Source organism: Streptomyces lateritius (assembly GCF_014649715.1).
Lineage (GTDB): Bacteria > Actinomycetota > Actinomycetes > Streptomycetales > Streptomycetaceae > Streptomyces > Streptomyces lateritius.
This window is the reverse complement of record NZ_BMTO01000013.1, coordinates 1-23,939: the sequence shown is the minus strand read 5'-3', so window position 1 is coordinate 23,939 and position 23,939 is coordinate 1. Positions and strand designations below refer to the sequence as shown.

The window sequence follows — 23,939 nt, the reverse complement described above, 5'->3', positions numbered from 1 at the left end:
AGTTTCGGGAGGGCACCGGGTCGCCGTGCGGGATGCACATGCGTGAACCGGGGCCGACGTACCAGTCTGCCAGGACCGGCCGTATCTCCCAAAACCGGGTCCAGGGTGAAACTATTCCGGCGCCGGGTCCGTCGCCCGCGGAGCTACTTCACGAGCCCGTCGGCCTGTCCGGTGGCCGCGTCCTCGGTGGCGGAGGCCGGGATCGGCCGGTCGCTCTTGAGGGCCTGCCAGACCTGCCGGGACTGGGCTTCCAGCGGTACGACGCGGTTCGGGTCGGCGGGGTCGTACCGTACCGGCATCGTGATCATGTGGACGTCCTCGGCGCCGAGGGCGGACAGCCCCTTGGCGAAGCTCATCAACTCGCCCGCGGAGTCGAGCTCCGAGTCGGGGGTGATGGCCTTGGTGGCGGTGTCGGCGAGGTCCAGGAGCTTCTTCGGGTTGCCGAAGACGCCGACGTCCTTGACCTGGTCGATGAAGGCCTTGATGAAGGCCTGCTGGAGCTGGATGCGGCCGAGGTCGCTGCCGTCGCCGACGCTCTTGCGCGTGCGGACCAGGCCGAGCGACTGCTCGCCGTCGAGGGTGTGGGGGCCCGGGGCGAGGTCGAGGTGGCTCTTGGTGTCCTTGATCGACCGGGTGGTGGTGATCTCCACGCCGCCGAGTTCGTCGATGAGCTTCTTGAAGCCGGTGAAGTCGACCTCGATGTAGTGGTCCATGCGGATGCCGGACATCGACTCGACGGTCTTCACCGCGCAGGCCGGGCCGCCGACCTCGTACGCGGTGTTGAACATCGCCCGCCGTTCGCCGGCGACGGCGGTGCCCTTCTCGTCGGTGCACGAGGGGCGTTCGACGAGGGTGTCGCGGGGGATGGAGACGACACTGGCCTTCCGGTGGCCCTCGAAGACGTGGACGACCATGGCGGTGTCGGAGCGGGCGCCGCCCTCGTCCTCGCCGTAGGCGGCGTTGGCGCCGGAGCGGGAGTCGGAGCCGAGGACGAGGATGTCCATCGAGCCGTTGTCGAGGTTCTTGGGACGGTCGGTGCCGAGCCGGGCGTTGATGTCGACGCCCTGCAGGTTGCCGTTGAGCTTGAAGTAGACGTAACCGAGTCCGGAGCCACCGGCCAGGACCAGCACGGCCGCGCTCCAGGCGGCGACGGTCGCCGCGCGCCGGCCCCTGGCGGGCTGCTTGCGGCGGCGGCCGCTGGGGCGTAGGGGGCCTATTCGGCCGTCCCTGCTCTGCTCGGTCATCTCCACCTCAGGTCCTCGATTCACCTTCTGTGACGGCGAAACACCCGAAAGGGTTGCATACGCGTCTGTGAGGTTTCGGGGAGCGACGGTCCGCAACGCACCGCACCCACCGCGCGCGGCGCGGTGGGTGCGGTGTTCGACCAGGTCACGGCGGGAAGACGGCCCGGGGGCCGGGTTCCCGCCGTGTGACGGAGATCTCGGGTGGTCAGTCGTTGTTGTTGCCGACGCCCGGGGTCGTCTTCTGGATCTGCAGCAGGAACTCGCCGTTCGACTTCGTCTGCTTCATCTTGTCGAGGAGCAGCTCGATCGCCTGCTGCTGGTCGAGCGCGTGCAGCACGCGACGCAGCTTCCAGGTGACGGCGAGCTCGTCCGCGCCGAGCAGGATCTCTTCCTTACGCGTACCGGACGCGTCGACGTCCACCGCCGGGAAGATGCGCTTGTCGGCGAGCTTCCGGTCGAGCTTGAGCTCCATGTTGCCGGTGCCCTTGAACTCCTCGAAGATCACCTCGTCCATCCGCGAGCCGGTGTCGACCAGCGCGGTGGCCAGGATGGTCAGCGAGCCGCCGTCCTCGATGTTCCGCGCGGCACCGAAGAAGCGCTTCGGCGGGTAGAGCGCGGTCGAGTCGACACCACCGGACAGGATGCGGCCGGAAGCCGGCGCCGCGAGGTTGTACGCGCGGCCCAGGCGGGTGATCGAGTCGAGCAGGACGACCACGTCGTGACCCAGCTCCACGAGACGCTTGGCGCGCTCGATGGCCAGCTCGGCAACGGTGGTGTGGTCCTCGGCCGGGCGGTCGAAGGTCGAGGAGATGACCTCGCCCTTGACCGACCGCTGCATGTCGGTGACCTCTTCCGGACGCTCGTCGACCAGGACGACCATCAGGTGGCACTCGGGGTTGTTGTGGGTGATCGCGTTGGCGATCGCCTGCATGATCATGGTCTTGCCGGTCTTCGGCGGGGCCACGATCAGGCCTCGCTGACCCTTGCCGATCGGCGACACGAGGTCGATGATCCGCGTGGTCAGCACACCCGGGTCGGTCTCCAGACGGAGCCGGTCCTGCGGGTAGAGCGGGGTCAGCTTGTTGAACTCCGGGCGGCCCCGGCCGGAGTCGGCCGCCATGCCGTTCGACGAGTCGAGGCGGACCAGCGCGTTGAACTTCTCGCGGCGCTCGCCCTCCTTCGGCTGACGCACGGCGCCGGTGACGTGGTCACCCTTGCGCAGACCGTTCTTGCGGACCTGGGCGAGGGAGACGTACACGTCGTTCGGGCCGGGCAGGTAGCCGGAGGTCCGGATGAACGCGTAGTTGTCGAGGATGTCGAGGATGCCCGCGACGGGGATCAGGACGTCGTCCTCGGAGACCTGCGGCTCGCCGGCCGCGAACTCGTCACGCCCACGACGGCCGCGGCGGTCGCGGTAGCGGCCACGACGGCCGCGGCGGCCGCCCTCGTCGTCGAAGTCGTCCTGCGGGCCGGTGTTCTGCGGCTGCCCGCCCTGACGCTGCTGGCGCTGGCCGCCCTGGCCACCACCCTGCTGGTCGTCGCCCTTGCCGCGGTCGCGGCGGTCACGCTGACGGTCACCACGGTCGCCGCGGTCACGCTGACGGTCACCGCGGTCGCCCCGCTCACCGCGGTCACGACGGCCGCGGCCCTCGGCGGTGTCGACGGCGGTCTCGGCCCTGGCCTCCGACGCTTCGGTACGGGCCTCGGCGCGGGTCTCGACCTTGGCCTCGGTCTTCACGGCCTGGGCGGACTCGGCCTTGACCTCGCCCTCCGGGCTGCCGGCCGGGCTCGTCGCCCGGCGCCGGCGGCGCTCGCCGACCGGCTGGTCGTCCCCCCCGGAGCCTGCGGCCTGGGAGGTGCCCCCAGCCGGCTGACCGGGGATGTCGATCTGCTGCTGGGCGACGGCCTTCTCGGCCTTGGAGGCGGCGGCCTCGGTCGCGCCCTCGCCCGTACGGGCCTTGGAGGTGGCGCGGCGCTTCGGCTTGGTCTCGGCCGTGTCGGCGTCGGCCTTGGCGGGAGCGGCGGATCCCCCTCCCCCAGAGCCTGCGGCCTGGGAGGTGCCCCCAGCCTGCGCCTCCTTGATGACCTCGATCAGCTGGCTCTTGCGCATCCGCGCGGTGCCCCTGATGCCGAGGCCGGACGCGACCTGCTGCAGCTCGGCCAGGACCATGCCCTCGAGGCCGGTGCCGGAGCGGCGGCGCCGTGCGGTGGTGCCAGTGGCAGCACCTGCGGCGGGCGCGGCGTTGTCGACACTGTTGTCGGCAGTCACGCCCATCAGATCGGTGGTGTCGCTCACGAAGGGTCCTTCCCTGGAGCGGACGTCGGCCATCTGGCTCGGCGACCGGTTGTGCTGTCCGACGACGGTCCTGCTTGTGGACCGGGTCGGGGCGGTGGTCCCGCCGGGTACGGCGGAAGAGAAAAACGTGCTGTGGGTCCGGCCCGAGTCCCCTGCTCGGCCCTCACAGGAAAAGAGCGAGGGGTGTCGTGCCGGTTCCGGAGCGTGCTCGAAACTGCTCAGGCAGGCTGCTCAGGCAGTTGGGGAGGCTCCCGGAAGAATGGGTGGTCCCTGATGGGGACACTCAGCACCGCGCCACAAAGACGTCGGGTGCAGACTTGAGGTTAACACTACCGGCTCCAACAAACATTCCCCCTCTCACTCACCGGCAATCCCGTGTCCGGACGTGTCCGCGCACGTCCCTAGGGCGCGAGCGGCAGAACGCTCGCTCCGGACACATCGAGGTCGAGCCGGTTCGCGGCCCATCCCTCGCCCGCCAGCCGGGCGACCTTGTCGGCCGTCCCGTGTTCGGCCAGCGCGAGCACCGTGGGGCCCGCGCCGGAGATGACCGCGGGAACTCCGTCCGCCCGCAGTCGGTTCACAAGGGCGATGCTCTCGGGCATCGCCGGGGCCCGGTACTCCTGGTGCAGCCGGTCCTCGGTGGCCGCGAGCAGCAGCTCGGGGCGGCGGGTCAGCGCCTCCACGAGGAGCGCGGCGCGACCGGCGTTGGCGGCGGCGTCGACGTGCGGCACGGTGCGCGGCAGCAGACCTCGGGCGGTCTCGGTCAGTACGGGCTTTCCGGGGACGAAAACCACCGGAACGATGGAATCGGAGGGATCCATCCTGATCGCCCGCGCGGCGCCGGACTCGGTCCAGGCGAGCGTGAAGCCGCCGAGCAGACAGGCGGCGACGTTGTCGGGGTGCCCCTCGATCTCGGTGGCCAGCTCCAGCAGGGCGGCCTCGTCGAGGCGGGCGTCGCCGCCTATCGTCACGGCGCGGGCGGCGACGATACCGGCGCAGATGGCGGCGGAGGAGGAGCCGAGGCCACGGCCGTGCGGGATGCGGTTGGCGCAGACGACCTCGAGGCCGCGCGGCTGCCCGCCGAGCAGGTCGAAGGCGGTGCGCAGGGAACGCACGAGCAGGTGGCTCTCGTCGCGCGGGAGGGTGTCGGCACCCTCGCCGGCGATGTCGATGTGCAGCCCGGAGTCGGCGACCCGGACGACGACGTCGTCGTAGAGACCCAGCGACAGGCCGAAGGCATCGAAGCCCGGGCCGAGGTTGGCGCTGGTGGCGGGAACGCGCACCCGTACGGCGGCGGCGCGGAACGCGGGACCGGCCATCGCTCGATGACTCTCCTTGACTTGCGACTGCGGGGGTTCGACTACGGGGTTGTGCAGGGGATGTACGCGGGACCCGGGGGCCGTGTCTGCCTCGCGGGCGACAACGGCAACAACACCGCGCATATGCGACGGGGCGGGTTCGGTACAGCCTATCGAAGGAAGGTTCTGTCGCGACATAGGGCGCACAGGAGGCGCACGATGCGTGTCGCGAGCCATCCTGTGCGCCTATGTACGTTCCTGACGGATTCGCCCGCCGGGATCACCCGGAGAGGCCCTCCCCGACGCGTCGGGGAGGGCCCTGTCGGGGAATCAGGCGAGACCGAGGCGCTCGGCGGCGGCCGCGGCGTCGACCGGGACGGTGACCGGCTGGGGCGCTCCGGCGACCGCCCAGTCGGGGTCCTTCAGGCCGTTACCGGTGACGGTGCAGACGATCCGCTGGCCGGGATCGACCTTGCCCTGCTCGGCGGCCTTCAGCAGGCCGGCGACGGAGGCGGCGGAGGCGGGCTCGACGAAGACGCCCTCCTGGGCCGCCAACAGCCGGTAGGCGCGCAGGATCTCACGGTCCGTCACCTCGTCGATGAAGCCGCCCGACTCGTCGCGCGCGGCGATCGCGAAGTCCCAGGAGGCCGGGTTGCCGATGCGGATCGCGGTGGCGATGGTCGACGGGTCCTTGACGACCTCGCCGCGCACCAGCGGGGCGGAGCCGGATGCCTGGAAGCCCCACATGCGCGGCCGGTGCGTGGAGAGCCCGTCCGCGGCGTACTCGCCGTACCCCTTCCAGTACGCCGTGATGTTGCCGGCGTTGCCGACGGGCAGCACGTGGATGTCGGGGGCGTCGCCGAGCATGTCGACGATCTCGAACGCGGCGGTCTTCTGACCCTCGATACGGACCGGGTTGACCGAATTGACCAGCGCCACCGGGTAGTTCTCGGAGAGCCCGCGGGCCAGCGTCAGGCAGTCGTCGAAGTTGCCGTCGACCTGGAGGATCTTCGCGCCGTGCACGAGGGCCTGGCCCATCTTGCCCAGCGCGATCTTGCCCTGCGGCACGAGGACGGCGCAGACCATCCCGGCGCGCACCGCGTAGGCCGCCGCCGAGGCGGAGGTGTTGCCGGTGGAGGCGCAGATGACGGCCTGCGCGCCCTCCTCCTTGGCCCTGGTGATGGCCATGGTCATGCCGCGGTCCTTGAAGGACCCGGTGGGGTTGGCGCCCTCGACCTTGAGGTGCACCTCGCAGCCCGTGCGCTCGGAGAGGACCTGAGCGGGGACGAGCGGCGTGCCGCCCTCACGGAGCGTGACGACAGGCGTCGTGTCCGTGACCGGAAGACGGTCCCGGTACTCCTCGATGATGCCGCGCCACTGGTGGGTGCCCTTGCTGGTCATGGGTCCTTACTCCCCTTCAACACGCATGATGCTGGCGACACCGCGCACGGTGTCGAGCTTGCGCAGCGCTTCGACGGTCCCGGAGAGGGCGGCGTCGGGCGCGCGGTGGGTGACGACGACGAGGGAGGCCTCGCCGTCCTTTCCCTGCTGACGGACGGTGTCGATCGACACCCCGTGCTCGGCGAAGACCGTCGCGACCTGGGCGAGGACGCCCGGCTTGTCGGCCACGTCGAGGCTGATGTGGTACCGCGTCACCACGTCGCCCATGGGGCTCACGGGCAGCTGGGTGTACGCGGACTCGCCGGGGCCGGTGGCCTCGTTGAGCTTGTTGCGGCACACGGCGACCAGGTCGCCGAGTACGGCCGAGGCGGTCGGAGAACCACCGGCGCCGGGGCCGTAGAACATGAGCCGCCCGGCGGCCTCGGCCTCGACGAAGACCGCGTTGTACGCCTCGCGGACGGAGGCGAGCGGATGGCTGAGCGGGATCATCGCGGGGTGCACGCGCGCGGTGACGGACTCCCCGTCGGCGGAGCGCTCACAGATGGCGAGCAGCTTGATGGTGCAGCCCATGCGCTTGGCGGAGGCGAAGTCGGCGGCGGTGACCTCGGTCATTCCCTCGCGGTAGACGTCGTCGAGACGCACGCGCGTATGGAAGGCGATCCCGGCGAGGATGGCGGCCTTGGCGGCGGCGTCGAAGCCCTCGACGTCGGCGGTCGGGTCGGCCTCCGCGTACCCGAGGGCGGTGGCCTCGTCGAGCGCTTCGGAGTACCCGGCGCCGTTGGTGTCCATCCGGTCGAGGATGAAGTTGGTGGTGCCGTTGACGATGCCCATGACGCGGTTGATCTTGTCGCCGGCGAGAGACTCGCGCAGCGGCCGGATCAGTGGGATGGCCCCGGCGACGGCGGCCTCGTAGTAGAGGTCCTGGCCGTGCTGGTCGGCGGAGGCGTAGAGGCTCGTACCGTCCTGGGCGAGCAGCGCCTTGTTGGCCGAGACGACGGAGGCGCCGTGCTCGAAGGCGGTGGTGATGAGGGTGCGGGCCGGCTCGACCCCGCCGATGACCTCGACGACGACGTCGATGTCGCCCCGTTTGACCAGGGCGGTGGCGTCGGTGGTGATCAGCTCCGCGGGGATGCCCTCGCGGACCTTGTCCGGGCGGCGGACCGCGACGCCGGCGAGCTCGACCGGGGCACCGATGCGCGCGGCGAGGTCGTCGGCGTGCGTCGTCATGATGCGCGCCACCTCTGAGCCGACCACACCACAGCCCAGCAGCGCCACCTTCAGCGGACGCGTACGCATCATCCGACCTCGTTTCTCGTACTTCTTCGTATCTCTACGGTTGTCCAGTCTCACTCACCGGACGACGGTTTCTGTCCATCGTCCGGATCCTGAGACATCTATTTCATCACCCGACATCGAGACGCAGGAGATCTTCCTCCGTCTCGCGCCGGACGATCACCCGCGCCTCACCGTCGCGGACGGCGACGACGGGCGGGCGAAGCGCGTGGTTGTAGTTGCTCGCCATCGAGCGGCAGTACGCGCCGGTGGCGGGCACGGCGATGAGATCGCCGGGCGCCAGGTCGGCGGGCAGGAACGCGTCCTTGACGACGATGTCCCCGCTCTCGCAGTGCTTGCCGACGACACGGGCGAGCATGGGATCGGCGTCACTCGTCCGCGAGACCAGGGAGACGCTGTACTCGGCGTCGTAGAGCGCGGTGCGGATGTTGTCCGACATGCCGCCGTCCACACTGACATACGTACGCAGCCCCTCCAGGGGCTTGACCGTGCCGACCTCGTAGAGGGTGAAGGCGGTGGGGCCCACGATGGCGCGCCCCGGCTCGACGGAGATGCGGGGCGTACGGAGCCCGGCGGCCTCGCACTCGCGCGTCACGATCTCGTTCAGGGCCTTGGCGATGTGCTGCGGCTCACGGGGGTCGTCGTCGGAGGTGTACGCGATGCCGAGCCCGCCGCCGAGGTCGATCTCGGGCAGCTCGACGCCGTGCTCGTCGCGCACCTCGGCGAGCAGCTGCACGACGCGCCGGGCGGAGACCTCGAAGCCGGCCATGTCGAAGATCTGCGAGCCGATGTGCGAGTGGATCCCGATGAGTTCGAGCCCGTCCAGCTTGAGCGCGCGACGCACGGCCTCGGCGGCCTGCCCGCCGGCGAGGGCGATGCCGAACTTCTGGTCCTCGTGGGCGGTGGCGATGAACTCGTGCGTGTGGGCCTCGACGCCCACGGTCACCCGGATCTGCACGCGCTGCCGCTTGCCGAGGGACTCGGCGATGTGGGCGACGCGGGCGATCTCCTGGAAGGAGTCGAGAACGATGCGTCCGACACCGGCTTCGACCGCGCGCTGGATCTCCTGGTGTGACTTGTTGTTGCCGTGAAAGGCGATGCGCTCGGCGGGCATGCCGGCGGAGAGGGCGGTGGTGAGCTCGCCGCCGGAGCAGACGTCGAGGTTGAGCCCCTCCTCCTTCAGCCACCGGACGACGGCGCGGGAGAGGAACGCCTTGCCGGCGTAGAACACATCCGCGTCGCTGCCGAAGGCTTCGGCCCAGGCGTGGCAGCGGGCGCGGAAGTCGGACTCGTCGAGGAAGTAGGCGGGCGTACCGAACTCGGCGGCGAGCTCGTCGACCCCCAGGCCGCCCACGGTCACGACGCCCTCGTCGTTCCGCCGGACGGTGCTCGCCCACACCTTCGGGTCGAGGAGGTTGAGGTCGGTGGGCGGGGCTGAGTAGTGCCCCTCGGGGAGGACGTCGGCGTGGCGGGGCCCGGCGGGGTGGGCGGAACGGCTCATGTCTACAGCTCTTTCACATCTGATCGGGTGCGCTGATGCCGAGCAGGGAGAGGCCACCGGCGAGCACCGTCCCGGCGGCTTCGGCGAGCGCGAGCCGGGACCGGTGGGCGGCCGAGGGTTTCTCGTCGCCGAGGGGCAGGACGGTGTGCTGGAAGTCGAGCAGCGCGTCGGCGATGGCCTCGAGGTGCCGGGCGACCCGGTCGGGGGCGCGGAGGCGGGCGGCGGAGGCGAGGACGAGGGGGTGGTCGCCGAGGAGGCCGGCGAGGGCCTGCCCGTCCTCGACGTGTCGCTCGGCCGCGCTGTCGAACCCCATCTGCTCGGCGTTACGGAGGAGGGCCCGGGCACGGGAGTGGGCGTACCGGACACGGAAGAGGGGGTTGCCCTCGTGCTGGTGGAGGAGCTCGTCGCCGAGGCGGGGCTGGTCTTGCGCGGCGGCGGAGAGGAGCCCCCAGCGGGCGGCGTCGGCCCCGAGGCGCCGCAGCAGCTCCCGCGCGGTGTACGGGGCGGGCAGGGGGGCGATGTCGGTGGGCAGGTGTCCGCGGCTGCCCTGGGCCTCGATCCGTACCCCGAGCAGGGCCCAGTCGGGATCGGCGGCGTCCTCGCAGCCGGTACGGACGAGCGCGCCCTGCGAGACGAGGATCCGCCGCAGCGCGTCGGCGGTGACGGCGGCCCGGACGTCGGCGCGGTAGCAGGGCTGCTCCCGCTCCCCGGTCGGCGCCCCCCACCCGTACCTGAGCCCGCTCGCGAGGATGTGGCGTACGAGCTTCCGCTGGGCGTCGTCGCGGAGGGTGAAGTTGAGGAAGCCGGGCCCGGAGATGTCGACGGCGGCGATCCCGGGACTGAGGCGGAGCCGCTCCCGCAGGACCTCGGCGACATCGAGCGGCCCGCGCCCGGCGGCCCGGGCGAGGGAGAGCGCGACTCCACTGGCGTAGTCCCCGTGTCCCCCGGGCCGCGGCCGCTCGACCTTGACCTTCCGGGGCACGTCCTCGCTCGGTAGCACGAGCGCACCGTCGTCGACCGCGCTGCGCACGGCGTGCAGCACGGTGAGGGAGAGGTCCGCGGGGGTCACGGGACAAGCGTATGGGAGAAGGGGGGTGGGTACGCGAACCGGTTTCGCGATGCGGTCACTCGGCGGGCTGGGGCCGGGGGCGGGGCGGTGACGGGCGGGCCGGGGGCGGGGCGGTGACGGGCGGGCGCAGGGGCGCGCGAACCACTGACGGAACCCACCGGCGGGAACCACTCGCGGGCCCGGCTCATGGAACCCGCTCGTGGGGCCCGCTAATGGGCCCCTCTGGGGCTTCCGGCCCACCCGGCCCCGTGTCTGCTCCCGCCGTCGACGGAAGACGGCCCCTCCTGTCCGTCGCGCCGCTCGCCGCGCTCCCGCCCGTCCCGATGCATGAGCTGCCGCACGACGCGAACGAGATCGGCGGGCTCGAAGGGCTTGGCCAGAAACGCGTCGACCCCGGTGGCGACGCCGCCGTCCACCTCGTACGGGGTACAGGCACTGACGATCGCCACGGGCACATGCCTGGTCCGCGGATCGGTCCGCAACCGCTCCGCGGTCTTCAACCCGTCGAGCCGGGGCATGACGACATCGAGGGTGACGACATCAGGACAGACCTGATGGACGACATCCAGACACTCGGCACCATCGGCCGCGGTCACGACCTCGAAGCCCTCCAGCTCGAGATTGACCCTGATCAACTGCCGGATCACTCGGTTGTCATCGACAACGAGCACGCGGCCGGACACGCCTGACACACGACGAGAGTAGGTCGCGGGAAGTGGCTGCGTCCGGGTTTTGCCCACTTCGGACCCGCGAGGGCGAACGAGCCCCCGGTGACGCGACGGAAATACCTGTTCACAGCCACGCCCCGGATGCTGGTAGGGTTCTACCCGTCGCCGCCGAACGCGGCGGACGCCCCCGTAGCTCAGGGGATAGAGCAACGGCCTCCGGAGCCGTGTGCGCAGGTTCGAATCCTGCCGGGGGCACAGAAGCCGGACCAGCGTGATCAACCCGCTGACCTGCGGATGTGCCAGACATCGAGAGCCGGACCCAGTCCCACTGGGTCCGGCTCTTTGTCGTTGGCTGTCACTGATCCCGAGTGAGTGGCGAGTGAGTTTCCAGGGTGCGGGTTCCTGTAGAAACGGCCTCGATGCGGACCGTGGCACGGCACACTGGTTCCTGCCCAGTCAGGCTTGAGGCTGATCACCTCGATGCCGGGCAGTGCTGGCTCATGGAGAGGGAGCGAGCGGCGTCCGCGCCCCTGGACGCTCCAGCACTCCTCCGCAAGCGCCTGACTGAAAGGGATGACACACGGTTGGGGCCCATGGTGTGTCGGCGAGCCCTTGCTCCAGATCCTGCGTGACGCTCTGCCCGAATTCCTCGGCAGCCTTGCCGCTAGCCTTCTCGTTGCGGTTTGCGGCTGGTGCCTCAAGCAGTACCGCAACGCCCGACCGGAGAGCGAAGAAGGCGGCGATCCTTCGCATTAGCCGCCAAGGTCGGGGTGCGATAGCAGCCTCGGCTCACCAAGCTACCTATGCCTCGCTCCCCCACCCCATCGCTTCCTCGATCTTCTTGTTGTTCAACTCCTCATGGCCGTCGATGCAGCCCTCGTAGCGGCGGTGGATGACTTCGGGCGAGTTGCCCGCGCGACGGGCCACTTCGGCGACGGGGACCCCTGCGTTCAGCCAGTTCGTGATGCAGGTGTGCCGCAGGTCGTACGGCCGGTGGGCGAGCGGGGAATCCACCTTCTCTGGCGGGAGGGCAATCGGCCGAGCCTCCTGCCAGACCCTCCAGTAGCTGGACGTCCCAAGGACGGCGCCGCGCTCGTTGGCGAAGAGCCGGCCGTCCTTCGCCGGGCCGAACTCCGCTATGTGCGCCCGGAGCATGGCCACCAGCATCGGAGGAATCGGGACGGGGCGATCCGCCCTGGGCGCCCGGGACTTGAGCCCACGCTTGTCATGGCGCTGCCCCGAGTCCGTCCACCGCTTGCCGGACACCGGCCGGGTCTCCCTGAGGGTGAGCGTCCCCCACCCCTTCTCAGGCAGGTAGCAGTCCTTCTTCCGTAGCCCCACCGCCTCGGCCGGCCGCATCGCCGCATACAGCTGGCAGGCGAAGAAGGCGACGAGTCGACGCCCGCGGTTCCGGTGGACGGACCCCACGTACGAGACGGCCGTGAGGAGCTGCTCGCCCTGGACTGCGTTGACCAGGACCCGGGGATCCACCACATCACCCTTGGTGGACCCCGCGCGCTTCACTCCCAGGAGCGGGTTCTCCTCCAAGTACCCGCACTCGATGGCGTACTCCATGGCCGTGTTGAAGCCACGGCGACGGCGCTTGTAGGTCTCACCCGCTGCCGGGGTGTCGTCCAGCTTGAACGAGAGCCGGTACTGAACGTCCCGGACCACCTTGGGATCGGCGAGAGCCGACAGGGCCAACGATCGAGTTCGGAGCCACGTACAGGCCGGCGCGAGATCCGGCGGCGGTTCCTCGCCATCGTGTGCCGGTACGACGGCCCACCGCATCGCGAGGCGCACCTCTTCCGGCGTGGGCGCCTTCTTCCCTTCCTCCATCATCGCGATCGCCACCGTGGCCAGGCTGTCGGCCAGCCCCTCACGAGTTTTGGCGGCTGCCGTGCGCCACCGGCTCGCCATGTACTCACGACTGAAGTCCCACCACGAGGGATCGGGCTTCTCGTTCGCCTTGGCGGCAGCCGCGCGAAGTTCGGACTCCGGCAGACCGGATTCGACGTCGAACGCCTCGCCCTTGCGCATCGCTTGCCACAGCTCTGAACGGCGACTCTCGGCGAGGGCCACGGTGGCGAAGCTGGTGGCCTTCACCTTTCCCGCTACTGTCCAACGGATCTGGTACGGAGCCTTCTTGCTCCGCACCTGGTTGACCTTCCACACCCGTACGTCTGTGGAGAGGGTCAGAGCCTCCGACGGCGACGGGCGCCCGCTGTTGCGGGCGCCCGTCGCCGTGCTGGTCTTGCGGTGGGTCACGCGGCTTCCTCCAGTGTCTCGATCCAGCGCTCCAGCTCGGAGCGGCGGATGCGGACTGTGCCGTTCGGGAGTTTGATGGCTTTGGGGCCCTTCCGGAGCTGACGCCAGCGGTAGAACGTCGCTCGGGGGACATCGATCTCGGCAAGCACTTGCGGAATGCTCAGCAAGGGGTCTCGCGCCTCGGTCACGGCCGGGCCTCCTTCTCTGCGTGGGTTTCGTGGCTCACGGGCCGGATTCGCTGACAGAACTGACAGAACCGAGCATTCGGGCCGCTGACCTGCGGTTTCTGCCTGGGAAGCGGGCGTGACAAAACTCGCGAAAACTCCGACAGAACCTCTGTCGACAGGGTTCCGTCACCACCGGCTCTCAGGGCTGCCTTGGGTTCTGTCAGAGTTTCCGGAGGTTTCGTCACGGCAGCCGTATCGGCTGTTTACGCAGGTCAGTGGCCCGGTTCAGGGGTTCTGTCAGTTGTGTCAGTCCGGCCAGAGTTCTGTCAGGCGCCGCGAGTGAGGCGGGGGTGGGTCTCGTAGCGAGGAGAGGGCGGCCGGCCGCCGCGTCCAGTGCGCGGGGGCGGGGGTTGCTGCCGGAGCCAGCCGTGCTCTTCCAGAAGGGCGAGGGCCGGGTCCAGGTCGCCCATGGCGGGAAAGTCACCGCGGGAGAGCTGGCGGAACAGCTCGCGTTTGGTGAAGCCGGTCAACCGGGTGTCCCGCAGGTGGGCGAGAACCTGGTGTGCGGCTTCCTGCGCGGGGTCGGCTCCCATGGCGTCGAAGACGTGCTGGGCATGGGCGGTGAAGTAGTCGCCCAGCTCCGTTGCCGCGGCAAGGGTGGCAGCCTCGATGGGGCGCTGCCATCCGTTGTCCGGGTGGCTGGCCAAGTGGAGCAGTCCTGCAATGCGGCCGACGGCTCCGTCCCGCTTGCTGGCCCATTTCACGATGGAGGAGAGCGGGCCACCTTTCCCGATACGCGATTCGGTGACCTTCTGGTAGGCGAGCATGACCGCGTCCGCCTCGGGCGTCAGGGTGAGAACGGCCGGGTCGGTCCATCCCACCATCGCCATGGCGAGTCCGGCGAGACGATGGGTGTAGGTGGCAGCAACATCGTCCGGGATGAGTTCCGGGGTCAGGTTGCGGCGGCCGACAAGGGATTCAGGTTGGGCATAGAGGAAGCGGGCAAGCAAGCCCCGTCCGTCGGCACCCTTGATCTGCCCGATGGATTCCAGGACTTCGGGCTGCACGGCCAAGCCCATCGTGACGGCGGGTCGCTCAATGTGCTGAGCGTCGCGGCCCTGCCGGTTAACGCGGACCATGTCCCCAGCGTGTCCTTTGAGGAAGATCTCCATGTTCGGGGCGCCGGAGTAGCGGCCCGCGATGATGTCGAAGATCCCTCCCTCTGGGGACAGGACCGAGATCCGACCCTCCTGCTCTGTCAGGAGCGTTGCAAGGTTCTCCGGAGTGACGTCGTCCGCGACGAGCTGCGGCTTGCAGGGAACCTTGATCTCCTCGGCGGCCTGCGCGAGCGCGACTGCCTCGGCCGTCAGCCCGTCCCGCATTCCGGGCTCGGCGTTGGCCGCCTTGGCCGCCGCCTTGTCAGCCGCAGCTTTGGCGAGCTTGGCCGTGGTCTCCGCCTCGGCACGGGCAGGGCCGGAGAGTTCCACAAGCGTCTTCTCCACGGCCATGAGCGGCTCGGTCATCAGGGAGAACACCGCGCTCTTGCGGTTGCCCGGGTCGAGCGCGATCGCGGTGTAGATGTTGACCGGCTCGCGCCAGCGGCCCCGGATGTTGACCACGGCCCGGCCGCCGGCCGCCGTGGCGATGACGGCGAGGGCGAGGCACCCGGCAAGGTCGGCCGGTGTCTGGGTCTCCTCCGCGACCGCGGCGACCATCCCGCCCAGCCACTCGGGCAACGCGTGCACGGGGAAGGTGGGGAGGTCACGGTGGGCGGTGAGCGGGACCGGCTCATCCCACACAGGTCCGGCCACGTCCTCGGCGGTCAGCGGGTCGAATCCGGCCCACAGGTCCGTCTCGGGCTGAGCGGTCATGCTGCTGTCCTGCCTTCCTGCGGGTCAGAGCCAAGAGCTGAAAGGACGCCCTGTCGGGCGGCGACCTTTGAGGCGCCCACGGTCGGTACGGGCCAGGGCTGTTCGGCGGCGCTCATGCCGTAGCCCCCAGGGCTCCGTGAAAGCCGTTGGTGACGGCTCGGCGGGCGTAGTGGGCGGAGACGCCGACGGAGATGGCCGCATCGGCGATCTGCTCGCCGATCGCGTCCAGGCCGCAGGGGCCGGGGCACCCGGTGTGCTGGGTGGCGAGGAACCGGGCGACCCCGTACGCGGCCGATCCGGCGCCGGTCTCGCGGTGGGCCAGGATCCGGGCGAGACCGCGCTCCAGGCCGGTGCGAACGTAGGCGTCGGTGTGCCGGCAGCCGGTGGCCACGCTCCGGTCCCACCGGGCGCGGGTCAGAGACGAAGAGTCCACCCCCTCGCCGGGGCGGGTGGTCTCTTCCCTCTCCACCAGCGCGAGGACCGCCGGCGGCAGTGCGGTCATGGTGCCGGTGCCGGGGCCGAGCCACCGGGCGTAGGCCATGGACGACTTGACGTCGGCGCCGGGTCGTACGTGGTTGGCGGAGCGCATGGTGCCCCGGTAGATCCAGTGCTCACCCCGTGTCGTGGAGACGGTCCGTGTCGACGGCAGACTCTCGCGGGCCCAGGCGACCGCGTCGGCGTTGTCCAGGTCGACGACCGTCACCCCGGCACCTGCCGGGTGGTATGCCACGGCACCAGCCCGCTTCCACGCGGCCACCCACAGCCCGGAGGACAGCACAGCGGAATCGGTGGTGGCTGCGGCCCACCCGTGACACGGCCGGGGGCATGCGCAGAGGCCGGGGGTCTTCATGTTCGGCCGGCCGCCGCACGCGTTGTTCGCGCAGGAGCAGCAGTTGCCGAACGGGACCTTCCCCGCCCGCAGGGGCAGTACCGGCACACCGGCAGCAGCGAGCGAGAGGGCGACGGAGAGGTATGTGCGTACGGCAGTCATGCCGCCACCCCCAGCCGGGCATGGGCGAGGAACGCCCGCCCGATCCACTGCGAGTAGGCGGGAGGGATGGCCTCGGTCAGTTCCTCTCGGACCTCCGTCCACGTAATGCCCATGGCGACCTGAAGCTCAGAAATGGTCGGCTTCCCGCCGCCGTTGCCATACGCGGCGACGTACGGTCCGTCGAAGAACTCCCCGTGCCTCCAGCCCCGGACTCGGCCGCGATGAGGGATGTGCTCGGGCTTGTGGACGCTCCAGCGGCCGAGCTCGAAGTTCCGGTGCCGCAGCACCCCCAGCCCGAACATCTCACCGCACAGGGTCAGATCCTTGCGGATCTCGGCACGGCCGTTGGGCTGCTCGATCACGTACGGCAGCCCGGACGCCTCCAGAAGGGCGCGGGTCTCGGAGACGAGGTCGACGTGGGCGCGGCCCCAGCCCTGGGACCGGTTCGTGCCGACCGTGAGTGCGCAGCCGGCCTGGCAGGGAGGGGAGGAGTGGACGAACGCGTACCGCTCGATCTCCCCCGAAGCGATCAGCTCCGCCAGGAACGCCAACGCGTCGCCCTGGTGCATCGGGAAGGGGTAGTTGGGGCGGGGGGCGATGTCGACGCCGTGGACGTCGAATCCGGCGCGGCGGTAGCCCACGGCTGCGCCGCCGGCGCAGCAGAACAAGTCCAGCAGTAACGGCCGGTGGCCGTCTCGCCGGATGAGGGTCTGGTGGGTCATGCTGGTGGTTCTCCTGTTTCTATCGAAGGGACGGAGAAGCCGAGGCGGTCGCGGTCTTGTGGTGAGAGGCGACCGCCTCGGGCGTATCTACCGCTGGCTCATCCACAGGCGGTACTGCTGGCGGATGTAGGCGCGCGGCTCACGGGCCGGGTCGGCGTTGTCCAGGATCACGAGTTCCCCGGCTGCCTCCTTGGCCAGTTCGGTCGCGTCCGAGGCGGAGAGGCCCTTGGCATCTCCCAGAGCGAGGCGGTCGAGCAGGGCGGCCTTACGGAGCCAGAACTCCCGCACGTCGGACTGGTGCAGGGGCCACACGGCCTGGTGTGCCCTCTGCGCGGTCCAGCCGATCTCGCTGATGATGCTCGGCGCCTTGGCGTACGCCCGTTCCGGCGTGGGCCACTCGTCGGTGTCGTCGCGGTGCTCGGCGGTGATGTAGAGCCGTTCCTTGTCGGAGGTGCGGGAGGGCGAGCGCCGGACGGCTCCGGTCGTGAACGTCTCTGCCAGCGTGGTGGTGACTCGGTCAGTGTCGTGGGCGTCGCAGATGATGCGGATCTCGAACATGAGTCAGTGCTCCTTGGTGGTCTGGGTGGCGGCGAGTTCGGGGAGTCCGGCGCTCGCGAGGGCCTTGGGGTCGAAGCCGGGCAGCGCGGCGCGGGTGATGAGGGCTGTGGCGAGCTGCTCGGCGTAGGCGGCGCCGGAGCGGGCGACCTCGATCTGTGCTCCGGCCCGGAGGGCTTCGACGCGCTCGACGTGGGCGTGGTCCTCGCGACGTTCGGTGGTGCACCGCTCGTATGCGGTGGTGTCGCGGCGGTCTGTGCGCCAGTAGCGGGCAGCAAGCCCGTAGGCGACCGAGGTGGCGAGCGCCCACAGCAGCAGCGGGAGCGAAAGCCCGTCGGCGTATCCGGCGACTCCGGCGAGCGCGAGTCCTCCGGAGGCGGCGAACGCGGTTCCGGCGATGACGCTGTCTCCGCGGCGTCCGGCGGAGGCGAAGGCGCCGGCCGTCGCGGCTCCGGCGGCGAGTACGACCATGAGGGCTGCGTTGCCGACGGAGTGTTCGGCCCCGTTGGCGTTCCAGATCCGCCCGAGGATCAGCACCGTGGACGTCGCGACCGCAGGGGCGGCCTTCGGGGCGAGGTGAGCCAGCCAGTGGCGGTGGACGATCGTTTCGTTCATCTCAGGCTCCTGGGCTAGTTGGCGAGGTCGGAGACGGCGGTGGCGGTGGACTTCACGAGGTTGGTGATGGGCTCGTAGGCGCCGGTCCCGGCGGTGAAGAAGCCGAAGAGGAACAGGACGGTCGCGGCTCCGGCTCCGCCCGACTTGGTCTTGACGGCGAAGACGGAGGCGACGGCGAAGAGGAGGACGGCGGAGATCTCGAACATCACGGCAGGGCTCCTGGGGGTCTCAGCGGGTGCCGTCGCGGTGGATGCGAGCGGCGCGGTTGTAGAGCCAGCGGCCGGCGCGTATGCGGATGCCGTGGCCGTTGCAGCGGCGGCAGGTCTTGCCGCGCTTGGGCTTGCCCTTGCGGGTCTGCGTCAGGGCGAAGCCGAGTCCGTCGCACCTGCGGCACTGGCCGAACGGTGAGGCGGCACACAGAGCGGCGTAACCCAGCGTGATGGCGAGCAGGCATGCGCTAGCGGCGAGGAAGGGGATCATCAGGGGCCTCTCTGGCGGGTTTCAGGGGTTTCCGCAGGTAGGCCGCTATCTACTAACGGCCTGATCAGGGTGGAGATGGGCCGCTATCGGGGCCGCTAACGTTAGCGAGGGTGCCCGCTATCGTTAGCGGCCCCGGACGGTCAGCCCGCGTCCCGCTTTCCGTCACGTTCCGTGATGGCTGCCGTGATGTGGGAGCGCTCGAAGCCCTTCTTGTTGACGGGCTTGCCGCTCACGCGGCGCCCCACCTGCCCGGTCTTGATGCCATGCGGCTTCAGGGCGCTGGTGAGCTGGGCCGTCTTCTCCTCGGGCTCCATCTGGGCCCAGGCGCCGTAGATGTCGGGACGCAGCTCGGCGAGGCGGTCGACGACGGTCTCGTTCCACACCTTGGGCTCCTCGGCGGGGACGACGGCGAGGATGTCGCGCAGCAGGTCGTACGCGCTGGCCTTGCTGTCCTCGAACGTCTCGCCCAGCGCGTGGCCGGACAGGGTGCCGGCCTGCTCGCGGAGCTTGCGGGCCCGCAGGCCGATGGTCTCGGCGGTGGGGGCGTCGACGTAGACGGAGGAGACGATCCGGGCGTCCGCTCCTTCTCCGACGAAGTAGTGGATGCCCTTGTCCTTCCAGGAGAACATCGTGGCCCGCACGCCCCGCTTGTAGCTGGACGTACCCAGGACCATGTCGTTCTCCAGCTGGCCCATGACCTTCAGGCAGAACCGGGCCGAGGCGTTCGCGCTGATCCCGGTCGGCAGCGCCTTGGCGTCCGGGCGTTGGGTGGCGAGCAGCAGCACGATCCCGGTGGCGGGGCCGCGCTTGACGAGGTCGGTGCAGATCTCCTCGAACTCCCCGCCGTGCTTGGGGTGTTCGAACCACACCTGGCACTCGTCCACCCCGACCACGATCGGGTGCAGGCCGAGGTTCTTCTTGTTCGCCAGCTCGCTGGTCACCTTCGACTCCGGGCAGATGTCCCGCGGAAGCGAGCGGATCATCTTCGCCCGCCGACGCAGCTCCTCGCGCAGTTCCCGCAGGTCAGCGAGCGCGTACTCGATGTCCTCGTCATCGTCGCCCGCGCGGTGGCGGTGCGAGACGCGCTCACCGACCGGGTCGAGGTCGCCGGTGCCCTTCAGGTCGTAGGTGTGCAGCTCGGCCCGCGGGTCGAGGGCGGCGATCAGGAGCAGCAGGCGCAGGAGGAACGTCTTGCCCATGCGGGGGATCGCGCCGATGACGGCCGCGATGTACATGAGCGTGATCTCCACCCAGCGTCCGCGCTGGTCGGTGCCGAAGGCGACCGACTTGAACAAGTCCGTGCCCCCGCCCTTGAGCAGCGGCCAAGCGGGCTTCTTCGCGGTCGACATGTCCTGATCCCCGACCCAGAGAACGAGGTGCCCGGTGTGCTCCTCGGGGACGGCCTCGGGCCACACGCAGCCGAGCGGACGGCGCAGGCCGGAGGCGAGCTTGTCGCGGCGCTCAATCACGTCCGTGACGGTCACGCCGTAGGGGAGGTCACCCTCGGCGCGCCAGCCCGGCCCGTCGCGGGTGATCGGGGCGGTGAACGTGAACCCGTCCCGGCCCTTGCCCTGCGCCTGGTTGATCGCCGGGATTCCCAGCGCTCCCAGCGCGCGGAGCACGATGTCCGAGGTGAGCTTGGGAGCCTTGGTGACCTCCACCGCCCGGTTGACCACCGGAGCATCCGCCCGTCCGCCAGCCGAGCCGAGGGCGAGCAGCAGCGCGCCGACGGAGACGGCCTGCAGCCAGCCCGGGGCGAGGACGTAGAGGGCGAGCGCGGCGCCCATGCCGATCAGCGTCGCGAGGGTGGCGACCAGGGTGCGGAGGCGGACCCGGCCGTCGCGCTGCCGTGACAGCTTCAGGTACTCCCCCGCGTCCTCGCGGCGCACGGCGGCGAGTCGGACGGGCTCGCCCTCGCGGTCGGCGACCCACCGCAGCGTGCCGCCGACGAACTTCGCCGCCCCGCGCGGCGCCTGGAGCGCGAGGCGTCCGGCGTAGACCGGGGTACGGAGCGCGTGGTACCCGGCGAGGTGGGCGTAGTGCGAGGCCACCCACGTGGCGGCGGTCTTGAGTTCAGCCGTGGAGCGCAGCCACGCAGGGACGATCGCCCGCCGCTTCGCGCCGACGAGTCGGCCGAGATGTCCGGGCCCGGCGGCCTCCGGGCCGTCGACCAACCGGCGGGCCATCGGGTCGCCCGACTCGCCACCCGATCCTTTGGGGTTCGAGTCGGCCGACGCGTCAGCGAGCGGGTTGGCCGACTCGGTGCGGGCGGATCGGGCCTTGTCTAGGTCGACCACGTCGGCCCCGGAGTCGGCCGTCCAGTCGGTGGCCATGTCGGCTTCGAGCCGGTTGAAGAACTCGTTCTCTTCGTCGGGGTGCTTCACTGAAGCTTCCTTCTCTCGGGAGGGAACAGACGGGCCCGGCCGACGCTGTGAGAGGTAGGCGGTCGGGCCCGTTCGATAAGCGTCGCCCCGGGTGAGGCGAGCAGGGGGCCGGGTTTCGGCCCCCTCGTTCAGGCAGCGCGCTGTTCGTTGGGGTAGGCGCAGGACACGCAGGTGCCGAGGGAGCGCGGGATGACGTATCCGGCATCGAGTCGGCACTGCGGGCAGGTACGGCGGGCGAGCATCGCCAGCGCGAGCGCTCCCCACTTGCGGGACGTCATCGGCCGGATGGGCTTGGCGAGGTCGATCCGGTAGAGGTAGCCGACCAGTACACCGGTCTTTCGGCCGCGGCTGCGACGCATGACCTGAGCAGCCACCGGCTGGCCGCCAGGGCGCAGTCCGAGGGCGCGGAGCTGGCGGCGGGTGGCGTAGCCGTCGGGGGCGTAGCGCCACGGGTAGGTCGGTATCCCGAACTTCGCACCGGTCGGGTCGAAGCACTTGCCGAACGTCGGGGACATCAGGCAGCCGCCACGATCGCGGGAGTATCGGTGCGGGCGCCGCGGCGTCCGGAACGGCGGCCGGCCACCGTGGCGAACAGACGCCCCAGCCCGGCCCGCCGGACACCGGCCCGGGCCTGCTTCGCCGCGTACATCGCCTCATCCGCCCGGCCCAGGAGACGGGAGAGGTCTTCCCCGGGGTGGTCGGCGGCGCGGACCCAGCCGAGCGACACCGTGGTGGCCACGTCCGGGTTGGCACTGTCCGCAGGGCGGGCCAGCACGCCGTGCAGGACGGCGAGCAGGTCCGCGACAGTGCCGTGAGTGTCGATGACGACGGCGGCGAACTCGTCACCCCCGAGGCGTCCGGCGACACCGTGGCGGCCGACGTAGTGGGCAAGCCGGTCGGCGGTGGCCTTCAGCAGGGCGTCTCCTGCGCTGTGGCCGTGGCGGTCGTTGATCTGCTTGAAGTGGTCAACGTCCGCGAGGATCACGACCGCCCGATCGTCGCGCAACAGAGCGGTAGCACGGCGGGTGAATCCTTCCCGGGTCCGCAGCCCGGTGAGCGGGTCACGGCGCGCAGTGCGGAGCCTGCGGCGGAGCCACAGCACGTGGCCGGACCATCCAGCCGCGAGCGGCCCGGCCGCAGCCAGGGCAGTTAAGAGGGTGTTCATGCCGCGACCTCCTCGGCCGTCTCAGCGGTCTCGGTCTCGTCGGTGTCGACGGAGTGGAGCGGCCGGCCGTCGGCGCGCTCGGCGAGCAGCGCGTCCCGCAGGGTGCGGGAGTTGGCGGCCGAGCAGTGCAGCGCGGTCCGGATCGCCTCGGCGTTGATCGCGTCATCCGCCCACTCGGCGGTGACCTGGCGGGCCTCGGCAAGCAGCTCGGCCGCCGTGCGCGGAGCCTTCGCCGCCTTCGTCTTCGGGCGCGGGGCCCGCCTGCGCGGCGCCCGCTCCTTCGGCTCCCGCTGCGGCATGGGCGGCTCCGGTACCGCTTCCGGCTCCGGCTCGGGTTCGGTGCCCTCGGGGGCGAGGTCGCCGAGGCGGAGCAGGACGCGCTCGCGGCGTGGTGTCTTCGACCGCCACCGGCGCCCGTACTGCTCGCGCAGGTCGGCTCGGGCGAGCTGCCGCTCCTTCTCCCTCGCGAGCGCGTCGGCGTAGGAGGTGATCTCCCACAGCGTCATCCGGCGCCACAGCGAGAACGTGGAGGGGAAGGCGAGCAGCCAGCGCGAGGCGCGGATCTTGTCCATCCGTCGGCCGGTCGCGGCTCCGATCCGTACGGCGTAGATGTGCGCGCCGATCTCGGAAAACACCACCCACAGCAGCGGCATCGTGCCGTGAGCGACCTTCGCCCACATCCCGTGCCCCGCAGCGACGTTCAGACCGCAGGTCACCAGGGTGAGGACCCAGGGAACGAAGCGGACCCAGGCGAGGGCCATGTCCATCCGGATCAGCAGGAGGTTGGCCACGGTGAACACCGGGATCGCCACGTCGATACCGACCGGCAGCATCCACGGCTCGCCGAACCCCCACCGGACAGCCGCAGCCGACACAGCGTCGAAGGAGGAGATCAGCCCCAGCGCACCGACACCGGCCGCAGCAAGCGCGCCGATACCGGCGAGGCCCATCTCCGGGCGCGTCAGCGGCGGAACTCCCGACCGCTCCTCGGACAGCGCGTTCATGCCGCCGCTCCCTTCCGGGAACGGCTCCGGCGGACCGCCGGCCGAACCAGCGGGATCACGTTGAACAGTTCCGGCGCGTACGCCTCGATCGCCTCGGCGGCGACCCGGCTCACGTCGTTCGGCAGGTTCGGGTTGTCCGCGAGGATGTCGCGCGCCGCGTCCAGACGGGCCGCGCGCTCCATCTCGCTCTCGCCCTCCACTCCGAGCCACAGCTCCACCGGGGTACCGAGGGCGAGCTCCACGAAGTCGTTGCTGCTGACGGCCTGATGACCGCCGATGTACGTACGCATGGCTGATCTCTCCTGCTTCGAAGGGACAGAGAGCGGGACAGTCGCGGTCTTTGGCGAGAGGCGACTGTCTCGGCGGCTCGCACGGCCAAAGTCGTACGGGCCAGTGCCCCGGCCGGGAGTCGAACCCGGCCGACGACCATCGGGGCTGCGGTTGATCAGACAGAGACGGCCGGCGCTGCGACGGACTGCTTCTCGGCGGCCTCGGCAATGGCGGCGGCGGTCGCCAGCTGGGCCCACGCGGCGGCCTGCTCGATGACGCTCTGGCTCAGGTCCAAGGGGTGCTTGCTAGTCAGCAGCTTCTCGGCGCGGGCACGGTACTCAGTGCTGGTCATGACGGTGGTCCCTTCCGGGCTCGGAATCTCCGGCTCCCCTCTACCTCGTCCGTACGGCACCCCGTGCGGGGTCCGGACGGACGAAGGGAGGCAACCGGCCGCAGCAACCGCTGCGCAGCTGACCTGATGTCCGCGAGTCACCGGCTATCCCGGCGCACCGAACTGGCGGATCAGGGGACGCAGTAGGCGTGGCCGCCGTGCCGGTCGAGCACGAGCGACGCCCTAAGAAGCCATCTCATTTGGATGCCTCGGTATTCTGTGAGTCATGGTGGGCATCGTTGAGCGGTTGGTGCCGGACGAGTTGTGGGAGTTGTTCCAGCGGGTG

23 protein-coding genes and 1 tRNA gene are annotated in these 23,939 nt (G+C 70.5%); 1 reads left to right on the top strand and 23 read right to left on the bottom strand.

Features of this window, described 5'->3' with window-relative positions; genetic code table 11:
* Positions 1 to 143: 143 nt before the first annotated feature.
* The 8 genes from IE136_RS24825 to IE136_RS24790 all read right to left on the bottom strand — a co-directional run bounded on the left by IE136_RS24825 (position 144) and on the right by IE136_RS24790 (position 10,842).
* Positions 144 to 1,244 carry an LCP family protein gene (locus IE136_RS24825; protein ID WP_158990482.1) on the bottom strand — a complete coding sequence of 367 codons (1,101 nt, stop codon included), beginning with the start codon at positions 1,242 to 1,244 and terminating at the stop codon, positions 144 to 146.
* A gap of 205 nt (positions 1,245 to 1,449) precedes the next feature.
* On the bottom strand, positions 1,450 to 3,540 hold the full coding sequence (gene rho, locus IE136_RS24820; protein ID WP_158990480.1) for a transcription termination factor Rho: 2,091 nt from the start codon (positions 3,538 to 3,540) through the stop codon (positions 1,450 to 1,452).
* Between the two features lie 401 nt (positions 3,541 to 3,941).
* On the bottom strand, positions 3,942 to 4,859 hold the full coding sequence (thrB, locus tag IE136_RS24815) for a homoserine kinase (protein ID WP_158990478.1): 918 nt from the start codon (positions 4,857 to 4,859) through the stop codon (positions 3,942 to 3,944).
* A 309-nt stretch (positions 4,860 to 5,168) separates the two neighbouring features.
* Positions 5,169 to 6,239 carry a threonine synthase gene (gene thrC, locus IE136_RS24810; RefSeq protein WP_158990476.1) on the bottom strand — a complete coding sequence of 357 codons (1,071 nt, stop codon included), beginning with the start codon at positions 6,237 to 6,239 and terminating at the stop codon, positions 5,169 to 5,171.
* Positions 6,240 to 6,245: 6 nt separating this feature from the next.
* Positions 6,246 to 7,538 (bottom strand): homoserine dehydrogenase, encoded by a 1,293-nt coding sequence (locus tag IE136_RS24805; protein ID WP_158990474.1) that lies wholly within the window; start codon positions 7,536 to 7,538, stop codon positions 6,246 to 6,248.
* A 103-nt stretch (positions 7,539 to 7,641) separates the two neighbouring features.
* A complete protein-coding gene (gene lysA / locus IE136_RS24800; RefSeq protein ID WP_158990472.1) occupies positions 7,642 to 9,033 on the bottom strand; it encodes a diaminopimelate decarboxylase in 1,392 nt (463 codons plus the stop codon).
* Positions 9,034 to 9,046: 13 nt separating this feature from the next.
* Positions 9,047 to 10,102 carry an ArgS-related anticodon-binding protein NrtL gene (gene nrtL, locus IE136_RS24795; RefSeq protein WP_189601466.1) on the bottom strand — a complete coding sequence of 352 codons (1,056 nt, stop codon included), beginning with the start codon at positions 10,100 to 10,102 and terminating at the stop codon, positions 9,047 to 9,049.
* Between the two features lie 209 nt (positions 10,103 to 10,311).
* Complete coding sequence (locus IE136_RS24790; RefSeq protein WP_158990468.1) at positions 10,312 to 10,842, bottom strand: response regulator; 531 nt, start codon at positions 10,840 to 10,842, stop codon at positions 10,312 to 10,314.
* 111 nt (positions 10,843 to 10,953) lie between these two features.
* Between IE136_RS24790 and IE136_RS24785 the strand changes: the two genes are divergently transcribed.
* A tRNA-Arg gene (locus tag IE136_RS24785) sits at positions 10,954 to 11,025 on the top strand.
* A gap of 546 nt (positions 11,026 to 11,571) precedes the next feature.
* Here IE136_RS24785 and IE136_RS24780 read toward each other — a convergent pair.
* From IE136_RS24780 to IE136_RS24710, 15 genes are all read right to left on the bottom strand, one after another.
* Entirely contained in the window at positions 11,572 to 13,038 is a 1,467-nt protein-coding gene (locus tag IE136_RS24780; RefSeq protein WP_189601465.1) for a tyrosine-type recombinase/integrase, read from the bottom strand.
* The gene (locus IE136_RS24775) at positions 13,035 to 13,226 is read right to left on the bottom strand and encodes a helix-turn-helix transcriptional regulator (RefSeq protein WP_189601464.1); all 192 of its coding nucleotides are present in this window, start codon (positions 13,224 to 13,226) and stop codon (positions 13,035 to 13,037) included. The genes IE136_RS24780 and IE136_RS24775 overlap by 4 nt, the downstream gene beginning before the upstream one ends.
* A 305-nt stretch (positions 13,227 to 13,531) precedes the next feature.
* Entirely contained in the window at positions 13,532 to 15,076 is a 1,545-nt protein-coding gene (locus IE136_RS24770; RefSeq protein ID WP_189601463.1) for a YfjI family protein, read from the bottom strand.
* Positions 15,077 to 15,188: 112 nt separating this feature from the next.
* Positions 15,189 to 16,067 carry a bifunctional DNA primase/polymerase gene (locus IE136_RS24765; protein WP_189601462.1) on the bottom strand — a complete coding sequence of 293 codons (879 nt, stop codon included), beginning with the start codon at positions 16,065 to 16,067 and terminating at the stop codon, positions 15,189 to 15,191.
* Entirely contained in the window at positions 16,064 to 16,789 is a 726-nt protein-coding gene (locus IE136_RS24760) for a DNA cytosine methyltransferase (protein ID WP_189601461.1), read from the bottom strand. The genes IE136_RS24765 and IE136_RS24760 overlap by 4 nt, the downstream gene beginning before the upstream one ends.
* Positions 16,790 to 16,876: 87 nt before the next feature.
* The gene (locus tag IE136_RS24755) at positions 16,877 to 17,347 is read right to left on the bottom strand and encodes a hypothetical protein (protein ID WP_189601460.1); all 471 of its coding nucleotides are present in this window, start codon (positions 17,345 to 17,347) and stop codon (positions 16,877 to 16,879) included.
* A gap of 3 nt (positions 17,348 to 17,350) precedes the next feature.
* Positions 17,351 to 17,959: a hypothetical protein gene (locus IE136_RS24750; protein WP_189601459.1), complete on the bottom strand. Its 609-nt coding sequence runs from the start codon at positions 17,957 to 17,959 to the stop codon at positions 17,351 to 17,353.
* A 14-nt stretch (positions 17,960 to 17,973) separates the two neighbouring features.
* Positions 17,974 to 18,165 carry a hypothetical protein gene (locus IE136_RS24745; protein ID WP_229819115.1) on the bottom strand — a complete coding sequence of 64 codons (192 nt, stop codon included), beginning with the start codon at positions 18,163 to 18,165 and terminating at the stop codon, positions 17,974 to 17,976.
* Between the two features lie 22 nt (positions 18,166 to 18,187).
* A complete protein-coding gene (locus IE136_RS24740; RefSeq protein ID WP_189601457.1) occupies positions 18,188 to 18,439 on the bottom strand; it encodes a hypothetical protein in 252 nt (83 codons plus the stop codon).
* A 140-nt stretch (positions 18,440 to 18,579) separates the two neighbouring features.
* Positions 18,580 to 20,823, bottom strand: a complete 2,244-nt coding sequence (locus tag IE136_RS24735) for a cell division protein FtsK (RefSeq protein ID WP_189601456.1) — start codon at positions 20,821 to 20,823, stop codon at positions 18,580 to 18,582.
* A 128-nt stretch (positions 20,824 to 20,951) separates the two neighbouring features.
* A complete protein-coding gene (locus IE136_RS24730; RefSeq protein WP_189601455.1) occupies positions 20,952 to 21,338 on the bottom strand; it encodes an RRQRL motif-containing zinc-binding protein in 387 nt (128 codons plus the stop codon).
* Positions 21,338 to 21,988, bottom strand: a complete 651-nt coding sequence (locus IE136_RS24725) for a GGDEF domain-containing protein (protein ID WP_189601454.1) — start codon at positions 21,986 to 21,988, stop codon at positions 21,338 to 21,340. The genes IE136_RS24730 and IE136_RS24725 overlap by 1 nt, the downstream gene beginning before the upstream one ends.
* Complete coding sequence (locus IE136_RS24720; RefSeq protein ID WP_189601453.1) at positions 21,985 to 22,992, bottom strand: DUF2637 domain-containing protein; 1,008 nt, start codon at positions 22,990 to 22,992, stop codon at positions 21,985 to 21,987. The genes IE136_RS24725 and IE136_RS24720 overlap by 4 nt, the downstream gene beginning before the upstream one ends.
* Positions 22,989 to 23,282: a hypothetical protein gene (locus tag IE136_RS24715; protein WP_189601452.1), complete on the bottom strand. Its 294-nt coding sequence runs from the start codon at positions 23,280 to 23,282 to the stop codon at positions 22,989 to 22,991. Before IE136_RS24715 ends, IE136_RS24720 begins: the two co-directional genes overlap by 4 nt.
* A 155-nt stretch (positions 23,283 to 23,437) precedes the next feature.
* Complete coding sequence (locus tag IE136_RS24710) at positions 23,438 to 23,614, bottom strand: hypothetical protein (RefSeq protein WP_189601451.1); 177 nt, start codon at positions 23,612 to 23,614, stop codon at positions 23,438 to 23,440.
* Between the last annotated feature and the right edge of the window lie 325 nt (positions 23,615 to 23,939).